We start from the raw sequence: 20,038 nt of genomic DNA on the forward strand, positions 1-20,038 counted from the left end.
CGCGGGGTCAGACCACGCGGAGTCGAGCCAGTGCACCGTCGACGACGAGGTCGCGCACGGTGACCGTGGGATCGGCGATCTGGAAGCGGAGCGCACCGCCCGGCTGCTCGAACCACGGCTGCACGAAGCGGACGTTCACCATGAACGGGCGCTCGACCAGGTAGCGGTGGGTCTCCGGGACGCCGGCGACGTGCGGCGGCAGCGACCGGCTCGGCAGCGGGGTGTCGAGCGGGTGCAGCAGGTAGCCGTCCGGACCACCGATGCGGTCGACGGGGACGCCCGCGGGGATCTGGATGGTCAACCCCTGTTCTCCAGCCTGCGACACCTGCTGCGCCAGCTGCGGGTACGTCGACGCCGCACGGTCACGGAGCCCGTCGAGCTCGTGCCGGGCGATGTCGCGCGGAGCCGGGAACGGCCGGTTCAGGAACCGACGGAGCATCTCGACCGCGTCCTCCTCACCGCGCGCGGTGGCGAGGCGACGAGCCGTGCCGTAGTCGACGACCTCGAGCGCGAACTCGTCGGACGCCTCGGCCGGGACCACGCGGAGCGCACCCTCGACCGGCGGCTCGTGCAGGGTCTCTCCGGGGAGCTGCACGTAGCGGATCGTGTAGCCGAGCTGGTCGAGGATGGGGCGGGTGGCCGCGAACGTCATGGAGCGGAGCCTATCGGTGGAGTCGATGTCGAGTCTTGGACGACCCCGAGTGTCAGGCGCGGCCCCGCATGACGGCCTGCTTGACCTCGGAGATCGCCTTCGTCACCTGGATGCCACGGGGGCAGGCGTCGGTGCAGTTGAAGGTGGTCCGGCAGCGCCAGACCCCTTCCTTGTCGTTGAGGATGTCGAGGCGGACCTCGGCGGCGTCGTCACGCGAGTCGAAGATGAAGCGGTGCGCGTTCACGATCGCGGCCGGGCCGAAGTACTGCCCGTCGGTCCAGAACACCGGGCACGACGAGGTGCACGCAGCGCAGAGGATGCACTTCGTGGTGTCGTCGAAGCGTGCGCGGTCGGCCACCGACTGGATGCGCTCCTTGCCCGGGGTGGGCGCCGTCTTCGGCTGCAGGAACGGCTGGACCTCGCGGAAGGACTTGAAGAAGGGCTCCATGTCGACGACGAGGTCCTTCTCGAGCGGCAGGCCCTTGATCGCCTCGACGTAGATCGGCTTCGAGACGTCGAGGTCCTTGATCAGGGTCTTGCACGCCAGCCGGTTCCGGCCGTTGATGCGCATCGCGTCCGAGCCGCAGACCCCGTGGGCGCAGGAACGTCGGAACGTCAGGGAGCCGTCCTGGTCCCACTTGATCTTGTGCAGGGCGTCGAGGATGCGGTCGGTCGGCAGCATCATGACGTCGAAGTCCTGCCAGCGCGGCTCGTCGTCGACGTCCGGGTCGAAGCGCCGGATGATGAGCGTGACGGAGAAGGACCCGGGAGGCGCGTCGGTGGTGTCGGTCCGGGGTGCGTCGGAGACCAGGGTGTCGGTCATCTCAGTACTTCCTCTCCATCGGCTGGTACCGGGTCACGACGACCGGCTTCCAGTCCAGCGTGACGTGGTCGTCGGCGAGTGACGAGTGCGGGTCGCCCGTCAGGTACGCCATCGTGTGCTGCATGTAGTTCTCGTCGTCGCGCTTCGGGTAGTCGTCGCGCATGTGGCCGCCGCGGCTCTCCTTGCGGTTGCGGGCCGAGTAGACGACCACCTCGGCCAGGTCGAGCAGGAACCCGAGCTCGACGGCCTCGAGCAGGTCGGTGTTGAACCGCTTGCCCTTGTCCTGCACGGAGACCTGCATGAAGCGGTTCCGGAGCGTGTGGATGGTCTCGGTGACGCGGGCGAGGGACTCGTCGGTGCGGAACACCTGGGCGTTCTTGTCCATCTCGTCCTGCAGCTCCTTGCGCAGGACGGCGATGCGCTCGGTGCCGGTCGAGGCGCGCAACTGGTCGAGCATCGCCCGGACGCCGGCAGCGGGGTCTTCGGGCAGCGGGAGGAACTCGGCGGTCTTGACCCACTCGGCGGCGTTGTTGCCCGAGCGCTTGCCGAAGACGTTGATGTCGAGGAGCGAGTTCGTGCCGAGACGGTTCGAGCCGTGCACCGAGACGCACGCGCACTCGCCGGCGGCGTAGAGGCCGGGGACGACGGTGGTGTTGTCGTAGAGCACCTGTGCGTCGGTGTTCGTCGGGATGCCACCCATCGCGTAGTGCGCGGTCGGCATGACGGGCACCGGCTCGACGACGGGGTCGACGCCGAGGTAGGTGCGGGCGAACTCCGTGATGTCCGGGAGCTTGGTCTCGAGGACCTCGGCACCGAGGTGCGTGCAGTCGAGCAGGACGTAGTCCTTGTTCGGGCCGGCACCGCGGCCCTCTGCCACCTCTTGCACCATGCACCGGGCGACGATGTCGCGTGGGGCGAGGTCCTTGATGGTGGGGGCGTAGCGCTCCATGAAGCGTTCACCGGAGGCGTTGCGCAGGATCGCACCTTCGCCACGAGCACCCTCGGTCAACAGGATGCCGAGGCCCGCGAGGCCGGTCGGGTGGAACTGGAAGAACTCCATGTCCTCGAGCGGCAGGCCGGTGCGCCACACGATGCCGACGCCGTCGCCGGTCAGGGTGTGCGCGTTCGAGGTCGTCTTGTACATCTTGCCGAAGCCGCCGGTCGCGAAGATCATCGCCTTGGCGTGGAACACGTGCAGCTCACCCGTGGCGAGCTCGAACGCGACGACGCCGGCCGGCTGCTTGCGCGTGACGCCGTCCTCGCCCACGACGTCGACCATGATGAGGTCGAGCGCGTAGAACTCGTTGTAGAACTCGACGCCGAGCTTGACGCAGTTCTGGAACAGCGTCTGCAGGATCATGTGGCCGGTGCGGTCGGCCGCGTAGCAGGCCCGGCGGACCGGTGCCTTGCCGTGGTCGCGGGTGTGGCCGCCGAAGCGACGCTGGTCGATCTTGCCCTCGGGCGTGCGGTTGAACGGCAGGCCCATGTTCTCGAGGTCGATGACGGCGTCGATGGCTTCCTTCGCCAGGATCTCGGCGGCGTCCTGGTCGACCAGGTAGTCGCCGCCCTTGATCGTGTCGAAGGTGTGCCACTCCCACGAGTCCTCTTCGACGTTCGCGAGCGCCGCGGCCATCCCGCCCTGCGCCGCACCGGTGTGCGAGCGGGTCGGGTAGAGCTTCGAGATGACGGCCGTCTTCGCCTTCGGGCCGGCCTCGATCGCGGCACGCATGCCCGCGCCTCCTGCGCCGATGATGACGATGTCGAACTGGTGGTGGTGCACGGTGGTCTCGGTCACAGGGGTCTTTCCGTAGACGGTGGGAAGGCGGTCGGCAGCGGGGATGGTGCTACTGCGCCGGGCAGAAGGAGGGCAGGTCCGCGGCGGCTGCGCCGGCGGGGCACGGGTCGAACGTCCAGCAGACGAGCAGGCCGAGGACGATCAGCACGACGCACGCGATGAGGATCGCGGCGAGGAGCGTCTTCCGGATGCCCGGCTTCGACACGTAGTCGTTGACGATCGTGCGCATGCCGTTCGAGCCGTGGATGAGCGCCAGGACGAGCATGAGGGAGTCCCACACCTGCCAGAACGGGTTGGCCCACTTGCCGGCGACGAAGGCGAAGTCGATCTGCTTGACACCCTCGCCCGCCACCATGTTGACGAAGAGGTGGCCGAAGATCAGCACGACGAGCAGGACGCCCGAGCCGCGCATGTAGATCCAGCCCCACTTCTCCCAGTTGGTGGAGCGGCGAGCGGCCGAGGCGGAACGGGGAGGTTCGACGATCTGCGTGGTCATCAGGTGCCCCTCTAGTTGAAGTCCGCGAAGAGGTTCATGAGCTGGCGGGGCAGGAAGCCCGCGATCGCGATCGCCCACAGGGCGATGACGACCCAGAACATGGCCCGCTGGTACTTCGGCCCCTTGGACCAGAAGTCGACGAGGATGATCCGGAGCCCGTTGAACGCGTGGAACACGATGGCCATCACCAGGGCGATCTCGCCGAGGTTCATGATCGGGGTCTTGTACGTGCCGATGACCGCGTTGTACGCCTCGGGCGAGAGGCGCACGAGTGCCGTGTCGAGGATGTGCACGAGCAGGAAGAAGTAGATCGCGACACCGGTGATCCGGTGCAGGACCCACGACCACATGCCGGTCGACCCGCGGTACAGCGTGCCCTCGAGTTTCCGAGAGGCGCGGGGCGCCTCGATCGTGACTTCGGGGACGGCGGTCGCCGTACCGCCGCCGGTGGGCTCAGCCATGAGCTCGTCCTTCCATAGGACGGGCTCGCCCGATCGGCGAGCCCTTGCCGTTCGTGTTCGTGTGGAACACGTCCCATCCTATGCGCGGGTGCTGACCTTCTCGTCCCGACCGGCCCGCAGGCCCCGACCCACGGGCGGCGCGCCGATGTTCCTGGCCGTGTCGTGGTGCCCCAGGAGCTGGTCGCCGACGGCCTCCCACGTGGTGCCCTCGACCCGGAGACGGCCCGCCGATCCCATCCGTTCCGCGAGTGCGCGGTCGTGGTGGAGCCGCAGGACCGCCTGTCGCAGGGCCTGTGGTGCGTCGGTGTCGTAGAGCTCGCCGTCGAGTCCGGGGGCGACGAGGTCGAGCGGACCACCCGACGCCGGCGCGATCACCGGCAGCCCCGAGGCGTGCGCTTCCTGGAGGGTCTGCCCGAAGGTCTCGGCCGGACCGGTGTGCACGAAGAGGTCGAGCGAGGCGTACGCGTCGGCGAGGGCGTCGCCGCGCAACGGTCCGGTGAAGGTGACGTCGAGGTGCCGCAGTCGCCGTTCGAGCAGCGCGCGGGACGGTCCACCGCCGGCCACGACGACGCGGATGCCGGGGATCCCGCCGAGCTCGGCGAGCCGTTCGACCTCCTTCTCCGGGGCCAGCCGTCCGACGTAGCCGACGATCGTCTCGCCGTGCGGCGCGATCCGGCGTCGGAGCGCTCGGACGTGGGCGGACTCCCGTCGGGCCGGGTGGAAGAGCTCGGTGTCGACCCCGCGCCCCCACCGTGCGACGCGGGGGACGCCGTCCTCGGCGAGCATCGCGGCGGTCGCGCTCGACGGCGCGAGCGTCAGCGAGGCGCCGGCGTGGATGCGGCCGAGGATCCTGCGGACCAACGGGACGGTCGCCGTCAACCCGTTGCGGCGGGCGAAACCGGCCACGTCGGTCTGGAAGACGGCGACGGAGGGGATGCCGAGCCTCCCGGCTGCCGTGATCGCGCGCCCACCCAACAGGAACGGACTCGCGGCGTGGAGCACGTCGGCGCCGGAGGCGGCGAGGATCGTGTCGAGGACGGGGTGGGGGAGTGCGACGGGGAACTGCCGGTACGCGACGGCGGGGATCCGGTGCACGTCGAAGGAGCGGTAGCGCTCGACACTGCTGCGCGAACGGAACTGCGCGAGCCCCGGGGTGTCCGGCGCGATCACGACCGCGCGGTGGCCTCGGCGTTCCAGGTGGTCGAGGACCGCCAGGACGCTGGTGGTCACGCCGTTGAGGGTGGGCAGGAAGCTCTCGGTCACGACGGCGACGGTCCGGGGGGACGTGCCGCGCTCCACGCTGCGTGCGCTCATGGTGTTTCCCATGCTCCGGGCGTGACGTGACCCCGCGGGGCCGACGACGTGAACGGGGCGGAGGCGACGGGTGAACAACGCAACGTCGTCGCCGCGCGCACGCGCGTCACTGCCCTGCGGGAGCCCGCATGCGGGAATCGTGCGGAGACCACCCAGGATCCGCGCGGCAGGACCGGTACGGTGAGCGCGTGGCTGACGCTCTCGAAGACTTCTACGCGATCATCCCCGCAGGGGGCATCGGATCGCGCCTGTGGCCGCTGTCGCGCGCGGACGCACCCAAGTTCCTGCACGACCTGACCGGCTCCGGCACCTCGCTGCTCCGGCAGACCTGGGACCGGCTCGCCCCGCTCGCGGGCGAACAGCGGATCATGGTCGTGACCGGACGGGCGCACCGCGTCGCCGTCGAGTCGCAACTGCCGGGAGTCGAGGACCACAACGTGGTGCTCGAGAGCGAGCCGAAGGACTCCACGGCGGCCATCGGGCTCGCCGCGGCGATCCTCGTGCGCCGCGAACCCGACGTCGTCATCGGCTCCTTCGCCGCCGACCACGTCATCGGCGACGCCCGCGGCTTCCGCCGTTCCGTGCGCGAGGCCGTCGCCGTCGCCCGTGCCGGGTACATCACCACCATCGGCATCACGCCGACCGAGCCCGCGATCGGCTTCGGGTACATCCACGCGCACGGCGACACCCTGGACATCGAGGGCGCACCGACCGCGCACGCCGTCCGGTCGTTCGTCGAGAAGCCCGACCTGGACACCGCACGCTCCTACGTCGAACAGGGCACGTACCTGTGGAACGCGGGCATGTTCATCGCCCGCGCCGACGTGCTGCTCGAGGAGATCGGCCGGAACAACCCGACGCTGCTGGCCGGCATCAACGAGCTGGCGGACGCTTGGGACACCTCGGCCCGCGGCGCGGTCGTCGACGCGGTGTGGCCCACGCTCGAGAAGATCGCGATCGACTACACGGTCGCCGAGCCGGCCGCCGCGGCGGGCCGCATGGCGGTCGTCCCCGGCGACTTCGACTGGGACGACGTCGGCGACTTCGCCTCGCTCGCCAAGCTGCAGTCCGGCGGTCGCCCGAACAACCTTGCCGTCCTCGGCGACGGCGCCCGGATCCTCGCCGACTCGTCGAGCGGCATCGTGATCTCGCACAGCCAGCGGCTCATCTCGCTCATCGGGGTCGAGGACATCGTCGTCGTGGACACCCCCGACGCGTTGCTCGTGACGACCAGCGCGAACGCGCAGCGGGTCAAGGGCGTCGTGGATGCGCTCAAGATCAGCGGCCGCGGCGACGTCCTGTAGCGCTCCACCGACAAACCCCTCGAACTGGGGGTCCGAGCGTGACCCCGCGTTACGGGCGCGTTTCGGCGCGGTCGCGATCCCGTAACTGATCCGTCCGGTGCTCAGAACGGGTCCTGTACCGGCCGGGCGGTCGTGTACTGTCGCCACGATCGCCCGGAACGCACGTGGTCCGGGCACGCTCCCCGGAGGAACCCACCCGTGACATCTCGTACCCGACGCGTCGTCCTCAGCGGCTTCGCGCTCCTCGGCACCGCCGCCGTCCTCGCAGGCTGCGCCTCGGCGCCGTCCGACACGACGACCGCCAAGAAGACCGACTTCCGCCCCTGCATGGTCTCCGACGCCGGTGGCTTCGACGACAAGTCGTTCAACCAGCTCGGCTACGAGGGCATGAAGGACGCCGCCAAGGACCTCGGTGCCACCTACAAGGAAGCCGAGTCGAAGGACGCCACCGTCTACGACTCGAACATCCAGCAGCTCATCGGCCAGAACTGCAACCTCGTCGTGACCGTCGGCTTCAACCTCGCCGACGCCACGAAGAAGCAGGCCGCGGCGAACCCCGACACCGACTTCGCGATCATCGACGACAGCTCGATCGACGCGAAGAACGTCAAGCCGATCACGTTCGACACCTCGCAGGCCGCGTTCCTCGCCGGCTACGCAGCGGCGTCCTACTCGAAGACCGGCGTCGTCGGCACCTTCGGTGGCATGCAGATCCCGACCGTCACCATCTTCATGGACGGCTTCGCGGACGGCGTGAAGTACTACAACGAGCAGAAGGACAAGGACGTCCAGGTCAAGGGCTGGAACGTCGACACCGGCAAGGGTTCGTTCACCGGTGGCTTCGAGGCCGGCACGCAGGCCAAGTCGGTCGCGCAGACGCTCCTCGACCAGGACGCCGACGTGATCCTGCCCGTCGGTGGTCCGATCTACCAGTCGGCTGCCGAGGCCATCAAGGACGCCGACAACGGCTCCGTCCTGATCGGTGCGGACAGCGACCTCTACGAGGCCGACCCGCGCTACAAGGACATCGCCTTCACCTCGGTCGAGAAGGGCATGCGCCCGGCCGTGAAGGACGTCGTCGAGCAGGCGGCCGACAAGAAGTTCTCGAAGACCCCGTACGTGGGCACGCTCGAGAACGAGGGCGTCGGCATCGCGCCGTTCCACGACTACGAGTCCAAGGTCGACAAGGGCCTGCAGGGCGAACTGGACGACATCAAGGCCGGCATTATCGACGGCTCGATCAAGGTCAAGACCCAGTCCTGACCCGACGAACGCGGGCGAGGGGCTTCCCTCGCCCGCGTTCTCGTGCGCCCGAGCGGTGCACGCGATACCGTGCGCCCGAGCGGTGCACGCGACCGTGCGCCCGCGTGGCGCACTCGAGACAGAAATAGACTCCCGAACATGAAGCTCGAACTCCGCGGCATCACCAAGCGGTTCGGCGCCCTGGTCGCCAACGACCACATCTCGCTCACCGTCGAGCCGGGTGAGGTCCACTGCCTCCTGGGTGAGAACGGCGCCGGCAAGTCCACCCTGATGAACGTCCTCTACGGCCTGTACGACGCCGACGAGGGCGAGATCCTGCTCGACGACGTGGTCCAGGACTTCGACGGCCCCGGTGACGCCATGCGCGCCGGCATCGGCATGGTGCACCAGCACTTCATGCTCGTCCCCGTCTTCACCGTCGCCGAGAACGTCATGCTCGGTCAGGAGCAGACCACCTTCGGTGGACGGCTCGACCTGGCCGGCGCCCGCAAACGGGTGAAGGAGATCTCCGACCGCTTCGGGTTCGACGTCGACCCCGACGCCAAGATCGAGGACCTGCCCGTCGGCGTCCAGCAGCGCGTCGAGATCATCAAGGCGCTCTCCCGCGACGCCTCCGTGCTGGTGTTCGACGAGCCGACGGCCGTCCTCACCCCGCAGGAGACCGACGAGCTGATGGGCATCATGCGGCAGCTCCGCGAGGCCGGCACCGCGATCGTCTTCATCACCCACAAGCTCCGCGAGGTCCGCGAGGTCGCCGACCGCATCACGGTGATCCGGCTCGGCAAGGTCGTCGGAGAGGCCTCGCCCGCGGCGACCAACAACGAGCTGGCCGCGATGATGGTCGGCCGCGCGGTCTCCCTCGTCGTCGACAAGACGCCGTCGACCGGTGGCGAGGACGCCCTGGTCGTCGAGGGCCTCACCGTGACCGACCCGTCCGGCATCGTGCTCGTCGACGACGTGTCGTTCTCGGTCCGTCGTGGCGAGGTCCTGGCGATCGCCGGGGTGCAGGGCAACGGACAGACCGAGCTCACCGAGGCGATCCTCGGTCTCGAGCCCGTCCACGCCGGCCGCATCACGCTGGACGGCAAGGAGCTCACCGGCCGCAGCGTCAAGCAGGTGCTCGACGCCGGCGTCGGCTTCGTCCCCGAGGACCGCAAGGAGGACGGCCTGGTCGGCGAGTTCACGATCGCGGAGAACCTCATGCTCGACCGGTCCGACCACGACGCGTTCGTCCGCGCCGGCACCATCCGCGCCGCCGAGCGCGACGCCTTCGCCGACGAGAAGATCGCCGAGTTCGACATCCGCACGCCGGGCCGCGCGACCGCTGCCGGTCGGCTGTCCGGCGGCAACCAGCAGAAGATCGTCCTCGCCCGGGAGCTCAGCCGCGAGCTCCGGCTGTTCGTCGCCGCGCAGCCCACGCGCGGCATCGACGTCGGGTCGATCGAGTTCGTGCACAAGCGCATCGTCGCCACCCGCGACACCGGTGTGCCCGTCATCGTCGTCTCCACCGAGCTCGACGAGGTCGTGGCACTGGCCGACCGCATCGCCGTCATGTACCGCGGCGGCATCGTCGGGATCGTGCCGGCGACCACCCCGCGAGACGTCCTCGGCCTCATGATGGCCGGCGAGATCCCAGAAGGAACGGAGCTGGCAGCGTGACCGCGCAGGACCCAGACAACACGCAGCAGCCGCTCACCGACGACCGCCTGCAGGAGGCCCCGGAGACCCCGCACCTGATGACGGACTCGGTGGACGACACCGAGCGACGGAGCGGCGCCCCCGGCACCGACCGCTGGCACGCCGCGATGCAGAGCATCCTGAACGGCTCCGTGCTCGTCACGGTCCTCGCGGTCGTGCTCGCCCTCGTCGCCTGCGGCATCCTCATCGCGCTGACCGACGAGAACGTCCGCGCCACGGCCGGCTACTTCTTCGCCCGTCCCGCTGACATGCTCCAAGCCATCGGCACCGCGGTCGGCGGCGCCTACGCCTCGCTGTTCCAGGGCTCGGTGGTCAACTTCGGCGCCACCAGCTTCCAGCAGGCGATCGCCCCGCTCACCCGGTCGATCGACTACGCGGTGCCGCTCGTCGTCGCCGGCCTCGGGATCGCGCTGTCCTTCCGCGCCGGGTTGTTCAACATCGGCGGCCAGGGCCAGATCCTGATGGGGGCCGCGGCCGCCGGCTGGGTCGGGTTCTCGTTCGACGGACCCGCCGCGATCCACATCCCGCTCACGATCGTCGCCGGCATCGTCGGCGGTGCGGTCTGGGGCGGGATCGTCGGTGTCCTCAAGGCGCGCACGGGTGCGAACGAGGTGGTCGTCACGATCATGCTCAACTACGTCGCGCTCTACCTGGTCAGCTACCTGCTCCGGACCCCCGGTCTGCTGCAGGCTCCCGGCAGCAGCAACCCGATCTCCCCGGCCACGAAGGACAGCGCCCTGCTGCCGCAGCTGTTCGGCGTGCGGTACGGCGTGGACCTCGGCTTCATCGTCGCGATCATCGCGGTCGTCGTCGTCTGGTGGCTCGTCAACAAGTCGTCGCTCGGCTTCCGGTTCCGCACCATCGGTGAGAACCCCCGTGCCGCCCGTGTCGCCGGCATGAGCGTGCCGGCACTGACGATCTGGGTGATGGTCATCTCCGGTGCCCTCGTCGGCATCGCCGGTGCCTACCAGGTGCAGGGTGCGGTCACGACGGGCTTCACCTCGGGCATCGACGCCGGCATCGGCTTCGACGCGATCACCGTCGCGCTGCTCGGCCGCTCGAAGCCGTGGGGTGTGTTCTGGGCCGCGATCCTGTTCGGTGTGCTGAAGAACGGCGGCTACGCCATGCAGGCCGCCAACGGCATCCCGATCGACATCGTCGGTGTCATCCAGGCCCTCATCGTCCTGTTCATCGCGGCGCCGCCGCTCGTCCGCGCGATCTTCCGGATCCCGCAGCCGGGGGCCCGCCAGCGCACGAAGACGAGCAAGAACAGCAAGAAGGCGGTCGCCGCGTGAGCACCCTCAGCCCCACCGCGGCGCCCGCGTCGCCCCTGTCCGACCGTCCGGTCGAGACGACCCGCAGCTGGAAGCTCCCGATCGGGTACGCCGTGTTCACGCTGCTCGCGGTCGTGTTCTTCGTCCTGCTCAGCCGTGCCGGCACGACCACCTTCCGGCTCGCGAACGCCGGCGACTTCGTCGCGCTGCCGAACGTCCCGCTGTCGGCGGCACCGACCGGCTACGTCGTGGTCGTGCTCCTGGCGATCGCCACGGTCTACGCCTTCGTCGAGGTCCGCGCGTACCGGCACGTCCCGCTCTGGGTCACGTCGGTCTTCGCGATCGTCTTCGTCGTCGGCTTCCTGACGTGGGCAGCGGCCGGCGCCACGATCCCGCTGCCCGGCCTGCTGGTCGGCGCACTCGGTCTGAGCGTCCCGCTCGTGTTCGGTGCCCTCGGCGGCGTCATCTCCGAGCGGGTCGGCGTGGTCAACATCGCCATCGAGGGCCAGTTCCTCGCGGGTGCGTTCACCTCGGCGCTCATCGCGTCGCTCACCGGCTCCGCGTGGGTCGGGCTCGTCGGCGCGCTCGTCGCCGGTGTGCTCGTCTCGTTCATCCTGGCTGCGTTCAGCATCAAGTACCTCGTCGACCAGGTCATCGTCGGTGTCGTCATCAACGCCCTCATCTCGGGGCTGACCGGCTTCCTGTACTCGCAGGTGCTGTCCCCGAACGAGACCACGCTGAACGTCGGCGTCCGGTTCCCGAAGTTCGAGATCCCGCTGCTCCACCAGATCCCGGTCATCGGTCCGGTGTTCTTCGAGCAGAGCGTCATCGTCTACCTGGCGTACGTGGCCGTCGCGGTCGTCACCTTCGGCCTGTTCAAGACCCGCTGGGGCCTGCGCCTCCGCGCGGTCGGCGAGCACCCGCAGGCGGCCGACACGGTGGGCATCAACGTCACGAGCACCCGGTTCTGGAACGTGTCGCTCGCTGGCGCGATCGCCGGCCTCGGTGGTGCGTACTTCACGCTCGACGCGGTCGGACCGTTCACGAAGGACATGACCGCGGGCGCCGGCTACATCGCCCTGGCCGCCGTCATCTTCGGTCGCTGGGACCCGATCAAGGCCACGCTGGCGGCGCTGCTGTTCGGCTTCGCGTCGAACCTGCAGAACACGCTCGGGGCGATCGACTCGCCCGTGCCGAGCGAGTTCCTGCTCATGCTGCCGTACGTGGTGACGATCTTCGCGGTGGCCGGCCTGGTCGGGCAGTCGCGCGGTCCCGCCGCGTCCGGCAAGCCGTACATCAAGAGCTGACGGCCAGGAGGCACGGCACATGACCGAAACGCACGCTGCGGACGACGGCACGGCCGCGTCCACCGACGCGATCGCCTGGACGGACCCGGCCACGGCCCTGCGCGCGGGAGGCGGCGACACCGCCGCCGACGGGGCGGACGCGGCCACGGGCCTCCCGGTCGACGACGTTGACTGGGGCGTCCTGCGGGACGCCGCCACGGCCGCGATGCGGCGCGCCTACGCGCCGTACTCGTCGTTCCCGGTGGGCGCCGCGGCGCTCACCGACGACGGCCGGATCGTCTCCGGCTGCAACGTCGAGAACGCGAGCTACGGGGTGACGCTCTGCGCGGAGTGCTCGCTCGTGTCGCAGCTGCACATGACCGGCGGCGGCAAGCTCGTCGCGTTCACGTGCGTCGACGGCGACGGGGCGACCCTGATGCCGTGCGGCCGCTGCCGCCAGCTGCTGTTCGAGCACTCGACCGAGGGCATGCTCCTCGAGACGGTCTCGGGCATCCGCACCATCGACGAGGTCCTGCCCGACGCGTTCGGGCCGCGCACCCTCGCCACCTACCAGCAGGAGCACTGATCCACATGGCCGTCGAGCCGTTCGACACCGTCGACCTCATCCGCACGAAGCGCTCCGGCGGCGCCCTGAGCACCGCCGAGGTCGACTGGCTCGTCGACGCGTACACCCGCGGTTACGTCGAGGACCCGCAGATGGCCGCGATGGCGATGGCGATCTTCCTGAACGGGATGGAGCGGCGCGAGGTCAAGGACCTCACGCTCGCGATGATCGCGTCGGGGGAGCGGATGTCGTTCGGGTCGCTCGGCAAGACGACCGTCGACAAGCACTCCACGGGCGGGGTCGGCGACAAGATCACGCTGCCGCTCGCACCGCTGGTGGCGTCGTTCGGCGTCGCGGTGCCGCAGCTGTCCGGCCGCGGCCTCGGTCACACCGGCGGGACGCTCGACAAGCTCGAGTCGATCCCCGGGTGGCAGGCTGCGCTGTCGAACGACCGGATGATGGAGATCCTGTCCGACGTCGGCGCGGTCATCTGCGCCGCTGGCTCGGGTCTCGCACCCGCCGACAAGAAGCTGTACGCCCTGCGCGACATCACCGGCACCGTCGAGTGCATCCCGCTCATCGCGTCGAGCATCATGTCGAAGAAGATCGCCGAGGGCACCGGTGCGCTCGTGCTCGACGTGAAGTTCGGTTCCGGTGCGTTCATGCCGACGTACGAGGCGTCGCGCGAGCTCGCGCAGACGATGGTCGACCTCGGGAACGACGCCGGGGTGAAGACCTCGGCGCTGCTGACCGACATGGAGGTCCCGCTCGGGCTGACGATCGGCAACGCGCTCGAGGTGCGGGAGTCGGTCGAGGTGCTGGAGGGCGGCGGTCCGGCCGACGTCGTGGAGCTGACCGTCGCGCTGGCCTCCGAGATGCTCACGCTGGCTGGACTGCCGGACGCCGATCCCGCCGCGGCGCTAGCCGACGGTCGCGCGATGGACACCTGGCGCCGGATGATCTCCGCGCAGGGTGGGGACCCCTCCGCCGCGTTGCCGGTCGCTCGCGAGCAGCACGTCGTCACCGCGCCGTCGTCCGGTGTGCTGGCGCAGCAGGACGCCCTGCCGTTCGGCGTCTCGGCCTGGCGCCTCGGCGCCGGTCGTGCCCGCGCGCAGGACCCGGTGCAGGCCGGGGCGGGCATCGAGCTGCACGTCAAGCCCGGTGACACCGTGACCGAGGGGCAGCCGCTCTGGACGCTGCACACCGACGACGCCTCGCGGATCCCGCGCGCGCTCGAGTCGCTCGAGGGTGCGTGGTCGATCGGCTCGTCCGACGCTGCCGTGGCGGCCCGCGGGCCGATCGTGCGGGAGCGCATCGCGGGCTGAACGCGACCGTCCGACCGACTGGAGGCTCTCCGCACACGTGTGGAGAGCCTCCAGTCGGTTCGTCCGTCTGTTGTGCACAGGTGCCTGCGCGCGGTCGGTGACCACCGATAGCCTGGACGCATGAGCGCCGACGCCCCGACCTACCGCCTGCCCGACGCCGGAGCGGTCATCAACGACCTGCCGAAGGTCTCGCTGCACGACCACCTCGACGGCGGCCTGCGCCCCGCGACGATCGTCGAGCTTGCCGGTGCTGCGGGCGTCACGCTGCCGACCACCGACCCGTCCGAGCTCGGGCAGTGGTTCGCCGACCAGTCGAACTCGGGCTCGCTCGTCGAGTACCTGAAGACGTTCGACGTCACCATCTCGGTCATGCAGACGGCTCCGCAGCTGCACCGCGTCGCGAAGGAGTTCGTCGAGGACCTGGTCGCCGACGGCGTCGTGTACGGCGAGGTCCGCTGGGCGCCGGAGCAGCACCTGCAGGGCGGCCTGACCCTCGACGAGACGGTCGAGGCCGTCCAGGCCGGCATCGAGGAAGCGGTCGACGCCGCGGGCGGGCGCATCCGCGTCGGCCAGCTCGTCACCGCGATGCGCCACGCCGACCGCTCGCTCGAGATCGCCGAGCTCGCCGTCCGGCACCGTGACAACGGGGTCGTCGGCTTCGACATCGCCGGTGCCGAAGCCGGGTTCCCCGCCTCGAACCACCGTGCCGCGTTCGACCACCTCGCATCCGAGCTGTTCCCCGTCACCGTCCACGCGGGCGAAGCCGACGGACTCGCCTCGATCCGGTCCGCGCTCGTCGACGGCCGCGCGCTGCGCCTCGGGCACGGCGTCCGGATCTTCGAGGACGTCACCCTCTCCGACGCCGGTGACGGCTCGACGCTGGCCTCCCTCGGCGAGGTCGCGTCGTGGGTCCGCGACCGCGAGATCCCGCTCGAGGTCTCGCCGTCCTCCAACCTGCAGACCGGTGCGATCGCGGCCTGGGGGGACGACCTCGCCGACCACCCCTTCGACGTGCTCTACCAGCTCGGCTTCCGGGTCACGGTGAACACCGACAACCGCCTGATGAGCGGGACGTCGCTGTCGAAGGAGCTCGCACTGCTCGCCGGCACGTTCGGCTACGACCTCGACGACCTGGCGGCGTTCCAGATCAACGCGGCGCTCGGCTCCTTCCTGCCGCTCGAGGACCGCGAGGAGATCATCGCGACCATCACCTCCGGGTACTCGGAGGCCTGACGCATGGGACTGCCGCCGCTACCGGACGCCGCCGTCCTCCTCGGGGCCACCGCGCCCACCTGGCGTGACGCGATGCGCCTGGCCGGCGGCGCGCTCGTCGCGTCCGGAGCCGCGACCGACGAGTACACGGACGCCATGATCGGCATGGTCGAGGAACACGGGCCGTACATCGTGATCTCCCCGGGCCTGGCGTTCGCCCACGCCCGACCGGGCGGCGCAGTCCTGCGCGACGGGCTCGCCGTCGTGACCCTCGCGACACCGGTCGCGTTCGGCCATCCGCACAACGACCCGGTCCGCGTGGTCCTGGGGCTCGCGGTCGCCGGGGTCGGCACGCACCTCGAGTCCATCGGCGAGATCGCGAACCTGTTCAACGACCAGGCCGTCACGGGGCGGATCGCCGACGCGACGACGGCGGACGAGGTCCGCACGATCATGGGGGTGTCCGCGTGAAGATCGTGACCATCTGCGGTGCGGGCATCGGCTCGAGCGGGATCCTCAAGGTGAACGCCGAGAAGGCGTTGTCGGCCCTCGGTCTGCAGGCATCGGTCGTCGCAGCCGACGTGGCCTCGGTGCGCGACGTGTCCGACGACGCCAACGTGATCCTCACCAGCCAGGAGTTCGTCGAGGCGATCGGCGACACCTACGCCGAGGTCATCGTGATCCGGAACCACTTCGACCAGGGCGAGATCACGGCGGCGGTGGACCGGGCGCTCGGCGAGCACTGAGGCGGGTGCGGCGGCGGCCGCTGCGGCGGGTGCGGCGGCGGCCGCTGGGGCGGGAGCGGCGGCGGCCGCTGCGGCGGGCGTCGGCCCTTTAGAGTTGGGGCATGAGCACCGAGAACCCGCTGAACGACCCCGCTGCCGACCCGTTCGAGGTCGCGCGGGACGCCGCCGCCGTCATCGCCGCGAAGTCCGGAATCGAGCGGCACGACATCGCCCTGACCCTCGGCTCGGGCTGGGGCAAGGCCGCCGACATCATCGGTGAGACCGTGTCCGAGATCCCGGCGGACCAGGTCCCCGGGTTCAGCGCCTCGGCCGTGCCCGGACACTCCGGCACCATCCGGTCGATCCGCCTCGCCGACGGCCGCCACGCGCTCGTCATCGGCGCACGCACGCACTACTACGAGGGCCACGGCGTCCGCCGGGTCGTGCACAGCGTCCGCACCGCCGCGGCCACGGGCGCCACGGTCATGGTGCTGACGAACGGTGCCGGTGGCATCAAGGAGCACTGGACGCCCGGCACGCCCGTGCTCATCAGCGACCACATCAACCTGACCGCCGACAGCCCGCTCGAGGGCGCGACGTTCATCGACCTCACGGACCTGTACTCGTCCCGGCTGCGTGACGTGGCGCGGTCGGTCGACCCGTCCCTGGACGAGGGCGTCTACACGCAGTTCCGCGGCCCGCACTACGAGACCCCTGCAGAGGTCCAGATGGCCAAGGCCATCGGCGGACACATCGTCGGCATGTCAACTGCACTCGAGGCCATCGCCGCCCGACAGGCCGGCATGGAGGTCCTCGGGTTCTCGCTCATCACGAACCTCGCCGCCGGCATCCAGAAGACGCCGCTGTCGCACACCGAGGTGCTCGAGGCCGGCAAGCAGGCCGAGCCCGTGATCGCGGACCTGCTCGCCCGCGTGGTGACCGCCCTCGGGCAGCCGGCGTCGTGAAGATCGATCTCGACCACGTGCTCGGCACGGCTCGGTCCTGGCTCGCGCAGGACCCCGATCCGCAGACCCGCGACGAGCTGACCGCCGCGATCGACGCCGCCTCCGACGGCTCCGGTCCGGCTGTGCAGGCCCTGGCCGCGCGGTTCGGCGGCCGGCTGCAGTTCGGTACTGCCGGACTCCGCGCCGAGCTCGGCTACGGCCCGCTCCGCATGAACCGGGTCGTCGTGTCGCAGGCCGCTGCCGGTCTCGCACGCTTCCTGATCGACACGGGCCGGTCGCGCAGCGTCGTGATCGGCTACGACGGCCGGGTGAACTCCGACGTCTTCGCGCGCGACTCAGCCGAGGTCATGCGCGGCCTCGGGCTCGAGGTCACGCTGCTGCCGGTCGCCCTGCCCACGCCGGTGCTCGCGTTCGCCGTGCGGCACCTCGACGTCGGCGCCGGGGTGATGGTCACCGCGAGCCACAACCCGCCCCGCGACAACGGGTACAAGGTCTACCTCGGACAGGACGACGACGGGTCGCAGATCGTGCCGCCGGTCGACGGCTCGATCGCTGCGGCCATCGAAGCCGTCGCTGCCGGGTCGATCACGGACCTGCCCCGGGGCACCGACTACACCGTCGCGTCGTCCGCGCTGCTCGATGCCTACGTGGCCGCGACGGCCGCCATCGTGCCGGCCCCGACCCTGGCGCCGCAGGAGCAGCCGACGGTCGTGTACACGGCGATGCACGGTGTCGGGTGGGAGACCGCACGCGCGGTGTTCGCCGCCGCCGGGTTCGCGTCGCCCGCGGTCGTGCCGGAGCAGATCGAGCCGGACGGAGCGTTCCCGACCGTGTCGTTCCCGAACCCAGAAGAGCCCGGCGCGATGGACCTGGCGATCGCTCGCGGTGTCGCCGTCGGCGCAGACCTCGTCATCGCGAACGACCCCGACGCCGACCGGCTCGCGCTCGCGATCCCGGCGGTGTCCGACTCCGGGGCTCCGACCTACCGCCGCCTGTCGGGCAACGAGGTCGGGTGGCTGCTCGGGTGGCAGGCTGCCGTCCGCGCGTCGGAGACCGGTGCCACGGGCACCCTCGCGGCGTCGATCGTCTCGTCGCCGGCGCTGGCCCGTGTCGCCGCCCGCCACGGCCTGGAGTACCGCGACACCCTGACCGGCTTCAAGTGGGTCTCGCGGGTCCCCGGGCTCCTCTTCGGGTACGAAGAAGCCCTCGGCTACCTGGTGGACCCGTCGGTCGTCCGCGACAAGGACGGCATCTCGGCGGCACTGTCGCTGCTGTCGTTGGCGTCGGACCTCGCCGCTGCCGGATCGTCGATCGCCGGGCAGCTCGACGCCTTCGCTGCCGAGTTCGGGGCGTTCGCGTCGGGGCAGGTCGCGACCCGCGTGGACGACCTGTCCCGCATCGGCGAGATCATGGCCTCGCTGCGGTCCGCGCCGCCGTCGTCGCTCGGCGGGCTGGACGTCCGCACCGTGACGGACTACGTCGACGGGGTGGAGGGCTTCCCGCCGTCGGACATCCTGCGGTACGACCTGACCGGTGACGCGCGGGTGATCGTCCGACCGAGCGGCACCGAGCCCAAGGTCAAGGTCTACATCGACACCGTCGCCGAGACCCCCGCCGAGGCCCAGCGCCTCGTCGACGCCCTCGCGGCGTCGGTCCGCCCCTTGGTCTCGTAGCGCCGCCGTCCGCCGCCCCGCCCGGAACCAGGTTCCGGACACAGCACCGCGCAACTTCGCGGTGCTGTGTCCGTTCCGCGGTGTCTCGTGGGGCGGGCACCGCTCCACAGCGGCAACGGGTCAGCTGGTTCTCCACAGCGACCAGGGCATCGTGCCACGAGAAGCCGCCCGGACGACACGCTGGCCCGATGGAACGACTCACGCTCATGACGACACCGCTGGACACCGCGACGGCTCGGAACGTGCGGCGCAGCACCGCGCGGGGCGATCTCCTCCGAATCGGACACGGGGTGTCGACGCCCGCCAGAGCATTCCGCGACGCATCGGAGATGGTTCGTCACCGGGCCCGGATCGACGCCGTCCTCGCGGTCTCCAGGCCGGGCCTGATCGTCTCGCACGCGTCGGCCGTCGTGATGCACGACCTGCCGTGGTTCGGGCCACTCCCGGATCGTGTCGTGCTCACCGATCCGACCCGCGACCGTGCGCAGCGTCTGCGGTTCAGCGACAAGGTGCCGGCGCGCGGTCGGGAGGTGGCGACCGTGATGATCGACGAGGTCGAGACGACGGACCTGGTGACGACGGCCATCGACGTCGCGCTCCGATCCGACCGAGGCCATGCGCTGGTCATCCTCGACGCGGTGCTCGGCCGAGGGGTCGATCGTCGGGATCTGCTGGTCGAACTCGAATCACGACCGACCCGCCGCGGTGTCCAGCGGGTCCGAGCGCTCCTCGAGCTCGCGGACGCTCGGATCGAGTCCGTCGGTGAGAGCCTCGCGCACTTGGTGATGCACGATCTCCGGCTGCCGAAGCCGGAGCTGCAACAGGAGTTCTTCGTGGGCGGTCGATGCATCGCGCGGGTCGACTTCTGGTTCCCTGAGCACGGGGTGGTCGTGGAGTTCGACGGGCTGGTCAAGTACCGGGCCGGTGACGTCCGGGGCACGCGGACTGCAGATGACGTGGTCGTCGCGGAGAAGTTCCGAGAAGACGCGGTGCGTGCAGTCCCGGGGGTCCGGAGCGTTGCGCGGCTGACCTGGCGCGAGGTCCTTCCCGGCGGGGACGCTCCGACCACGCTCCGGAGGTCGGGGCTTCCGGTCTCGCTGGCGCACCGCACGACGCCGGCCTGGTGACACACCGTCGAACGGACACAGCACCGCGCGGATGCACGGTGCTGTGTCCGGAACCTGGTTCCGAGCGGAGCGAACCCCGC

19 protein-coding genes are annotated in these 20,038 nt (G+C 70.3%); 13 read left to right on the forward strand and 6 right to left on the reverse strand.

Annotated elements, in window-relative coordinates:
• Positions 1–7: 7 nt before the first annotated feature.
• From EDF51_RS12225 to EDF51_RS12250, 6 genes are all read right to left on the reverse strand, one after another.
• On the reverse strand, positions 8–652 hold the full coding sequence (locus EDF51_RS12225) for a TNT domain-containing protein (RefSeq protein WP_111086631.1): 645 nt from the start codon (positions 650–652) through the stop codon (positions 8–10).
• A gap of 52 nt (positions 653–704) precedes the next feature.
• Positions 705–1,475: a succinate dehydrogenase iron-sulfur subunit gene (locus EDF51_RS12230; protein WP_123292177.1), complete on the reverse strand. Its 771-nt coding sequence runs from the start codon at positions 1,473–1,475 to the stop codon at positions 705–707.
• Position 1,476: 1 nt separating this feature from the next.
• Positions 1,477–3,270, reverse strand: a complete 1,794-nt coding sequence (gene sdhA / locus EDF51_RS12235) for a succinate dehydrogenase flavoprotein subunit (protein ID WP_134195035.1) — start codon at positions 3,268–3,270, stop codon at positions 1,477–1,479.
• Between the two features lie 49 nt (positions 3,271–3,319).
• Positions 3,320–3,766, reverse strand: coding sequence for a succinate dehydrogenase, hydrophobic membrane anchor protein (gene sdhD, locus EDF51_RS12240; protein WP_111086628.1), 447 nt, complete (start codon positions 3,764–3,766; stop codon positions 3,320–3,322).
• Positions 3,767–3,777: 11 nt separating this feature from the next.
• Positions 3,778–4,227: a succinate dehydrogenase, cytochrome b556 subunit gene (sdhC, locus tag EDF51_RS12245; RefSeq protein ID WP_131845642.1), complete on the reverse strand. Its 450-nt coding sequence runs from the start codon at positions 4,225–4,227 to the stop codon at positions 3,778–3,780.
• Positions 4,228–4,305: 78 nt separating this feature from the next.
• The gene (locus EDF51_RS12250) at positions 4,306–5,541 is read right to left on the reverse strand and encodes a glycosyltransferase family 1 protein (RefSeq protein WP_235035928.1); all 1,236 of its coding nucleotides are present in this window, start codon (positions 5,539–5,541) and stop codon (positions 4,306–4,308) included.
• Between the two features lie 188 nt (positions 5,542–5,729).
• Here EDF51_RS12250 and EDF51_RS12255 point away from each other — a divergent pair, with 188 nt between their 5' ends.
• The 13 genes from EDF51_RS12255 (at position 5,730) to EDF51_RS12320 (ending at position 19,958) form a co-directional block, all read left to right on the forward strand.
• Entirely contained in the window at positions 5,730–6,845 is a 1,116-nt protein-coding gene (locus EDF51_RS12255) for a mannose-1-phosphate guanylyltransferase (RefSeq protein WP_123672266.1), read from the forward strand.
• 198 nt (positions 6,846–7,043) lie between these two features.
• Positions 7,044–8,108, forward strand: a complete 1,065-nt coding sequence (locus tag EDF51_RS12260; protein WP_123292183.1) for a BMP family ABC transporter substrate-binding protein — start codon at positions 7,044–7,046, stop codon at positions 8,106–8,108.
• A 138-nt stretch (positions 8,109–8,246) separates the two neighbouring features.
• Positions 8,247–9,767, forward strand: coding sequence for an ABC transporter ATP-binding protein (locus EDF51_RS12265; RefSeq protein WP_123292184.1), 1,521 nt, complete (start codon positions 8,247–8,249; stop codon positions 9,765–9,767).
• 77 nt (positions 9,768–9,844) lie between these two features.
• A complete protein-coding gene (locus EDF51_RS12270; protein ID WP_208321847.1) occupies positions 9,845–11,101 on the forward strand; it encodes an ABC transporter permease in 1,257 nt (418 codons plus the stop codon).
• Positions 11,098–12,387 (forward strand): ABC transporter permease, encoded by a 1,290-nt coding sequence (locus EDF51_RS12275; RefSeq protein ID WP_123338926.1) that lies wholly within the window; start codon positions 11,098–11,100, stop codon positions 12,385–12,387. Before EDF51_RS12270 ends, EDF51_RS12275 begins: the two co-directional genes overlap by 4 nt.
• 97 nt (positions 12,388–12,484) lie before the next feature.
• Positions 12,485–12,952 (forward strand): cytidine deaminase, encoded by a 468-nt coding sequence (locus EDF51_RS12280; RefSeq protein ID WP_134195101.1) that lies wholly within the window; start codon positions 12,485–12,487, stop codon positions 12,950–12,952.
• 5 nt (positions 12,953–12,957) lie between these two features.
• Entirely contained in the window at positions 12,958–14,256 is a 1,299-nt protein-coding gene (locus EDF51_RS12285; RefSeq protein ID WP_134195037.1) for a thymidine phosphorylase, read from the forward strand.
• A gap of 120 nt (positions 14,257–14,376) precedes the next feature.
• Positions 14,377–15,489 carry an adenosine deaminase gene (locus EDF51_RS12290; protein ID WP_111086617.1) on the forward strand — a complete coding sequence of 371 codons (1,113 nt, stop codon included), beginning with the start codon at positions 14,377–14,379 and terminating at the stop codon, positions 15,487–15,489.
• A gap of 3 nt (positions 15,490–15,492) precedes the next feature.
• On the forward strand, positions 15,493–15,939 hold the full coding sequence (locus EDF51_RS12295) for a PTS sugar transporter subunit IIA (protein WP_134195039.1): 447 nt from the start codon (positions 15,493–15,495) through the stop codon (positions 15,937–15,939).
• Positions 15,936–16,214, forward strand: a complete 279-nt coding sequence (locus EDF51_RS12300; protein ID WP_123292189.1) for a PTS sugar transporter subunit IIB — start codon at positions 15,936–15,938, stop codon at positions 16,212–16,214. Before EDF51_RS12295 ends, EDF51_RS12300 begins: the two co-directional genes overlap by 4 nt.
• Before the next feature lie 101 nt (positions 16,215–16,315).
• Positions 16,316–17,158, forward strand: a complete 843-nt coding sequence (locus tag EDF51_RS12305) for a purine-nucleoside phosphorylase (RefSeq protein WP_123292190.1) — start codon at positions 16,316–16,318, stop codon at positions 17,156–17,158.
• Positions 17,155–18,831: a phospho-sugar mutase gene (locus tag EDF51_RS12310; protein WP_134195040.1), complete on the forward strand. Its 1,677-nt coding sequence runs from the start codon at positions 17,155–17,157 to the stop codon at positions 18,829–18,831. The genes EDF51_RS12305 and EDF51_RS12310 overlap by 4 nt, the downstream gene beginning before the upstream one ends.
• A 329-nt stretch (positions 18,832–19,160) precedes the next feature.
• Positions 19,161–19,958 (forward strand): hypothetical protein, encoded by a 798-nt coding sequence (locus EDF51_RS12320; protein WP_166673537.1) that lies wholly within the window; start codon positions 19,161–19,163, stop codon positions 19,956–19,958.
• The last annotated feature ends 80 nt before the right edge of the window (positions 19,959–20,038 follow it).

It is taken from the genome of Curtobacterium sp. PhB25, from assembly GCF_004365375.1.
GTDB lineage: Bacteria > Actinomycetota > Actinomycetes > Actinomycetales > Microbacteriaceae > Curtobacterium.

Excerpts from the sequence above, each read along its gene's own strand:
- EDF51_RS12270 (WP_208321847.1), top strand. The coding sequence starts at position 9,845 with ATGACGGACTCGGTGGACGACACCGAGCGACGGAGCGGCGCCCCCGGC.
- sdhD (WP_111086628.1), bottom strand. The coding sequence starts at position 3,766 with ATGACCACGCAGATCGTCGAACCTCCCCGTTCCGCCTCGGCCGCTCGC.
- EDF51_RS12225 (WP_111086631.1), bottom strand. The coding sequence starts at position 652 with ATGACGTTCGCGGCCACCCGCCCCATCCTCGACCAGCTCGGCTACACG.
- EDF51_RS12320 (WP_166673537.1), top strand. The coding sequence starts at position 19,161 with ATGGTTCGTCACCGGGCCCGGATCGACGCCGTCCTCGCGGTCTCCAGG.
- EDF51_RS12250 (WP_235035928.1), bottom strand. The coding sequence starts at position 5,541 with ATGAGCGCACGCAGCGTGGAGCGCGGCACGTCCCCCCGGACCGTCGCC.
- EDF51_RS12295 (WP_134195039.1), top strand. The coding sequence starts at position 15,493 with ATGGGACTGCCGCCGCTACCGGACGCCGCCGTCCTCCTCGGGGCCACC.
- EDF51_RS12305 (WP_123292190.1), top strand. The coding sequence starts at position 16,316 with ATGAGCACCGAGAACCCGCTGAACGACCCCGCTGCCGACCCGTTCGAG.
- EDF51_RS12230 (WP_123292177.1), bottom strand. The coding sequence starts at position 1,475 with ATGACCGACACCCTGGTCTCCGACGCACCCCGGACCGACACCACCGAC.
- EDF51_RS12265 (WP_123292184.1), top strand. The coding sequence starts at position 8,247 with ATGAAGCTCGAACTCCGCGGCATCACCAAGCGGTTCGGCGCCCTGGTC.
- sdhC (WP_131845642.1), bottom strand. The coding sequence starts at position 4,227 with ATGGCTGAGCCCACCGGCGGCGGTACGGCGACCGCCGTCCCCGAAGTC.
- EDF51_RS12290 (WP_111086617.1), top strand. The coding sequence starts at position 14,377 with ATGAGCGCCGACGCCCCGACCTACCGCCTGCCCGACGCCGGAGCGGTC.
- EDF51_RS12285 (WP_134195037.1), top strand. The coding sequence starts at position 12,958 with ATGGCCGTCGAGCCGTTCGACACCGTCGACCTCATCCGCACGAAGCGC.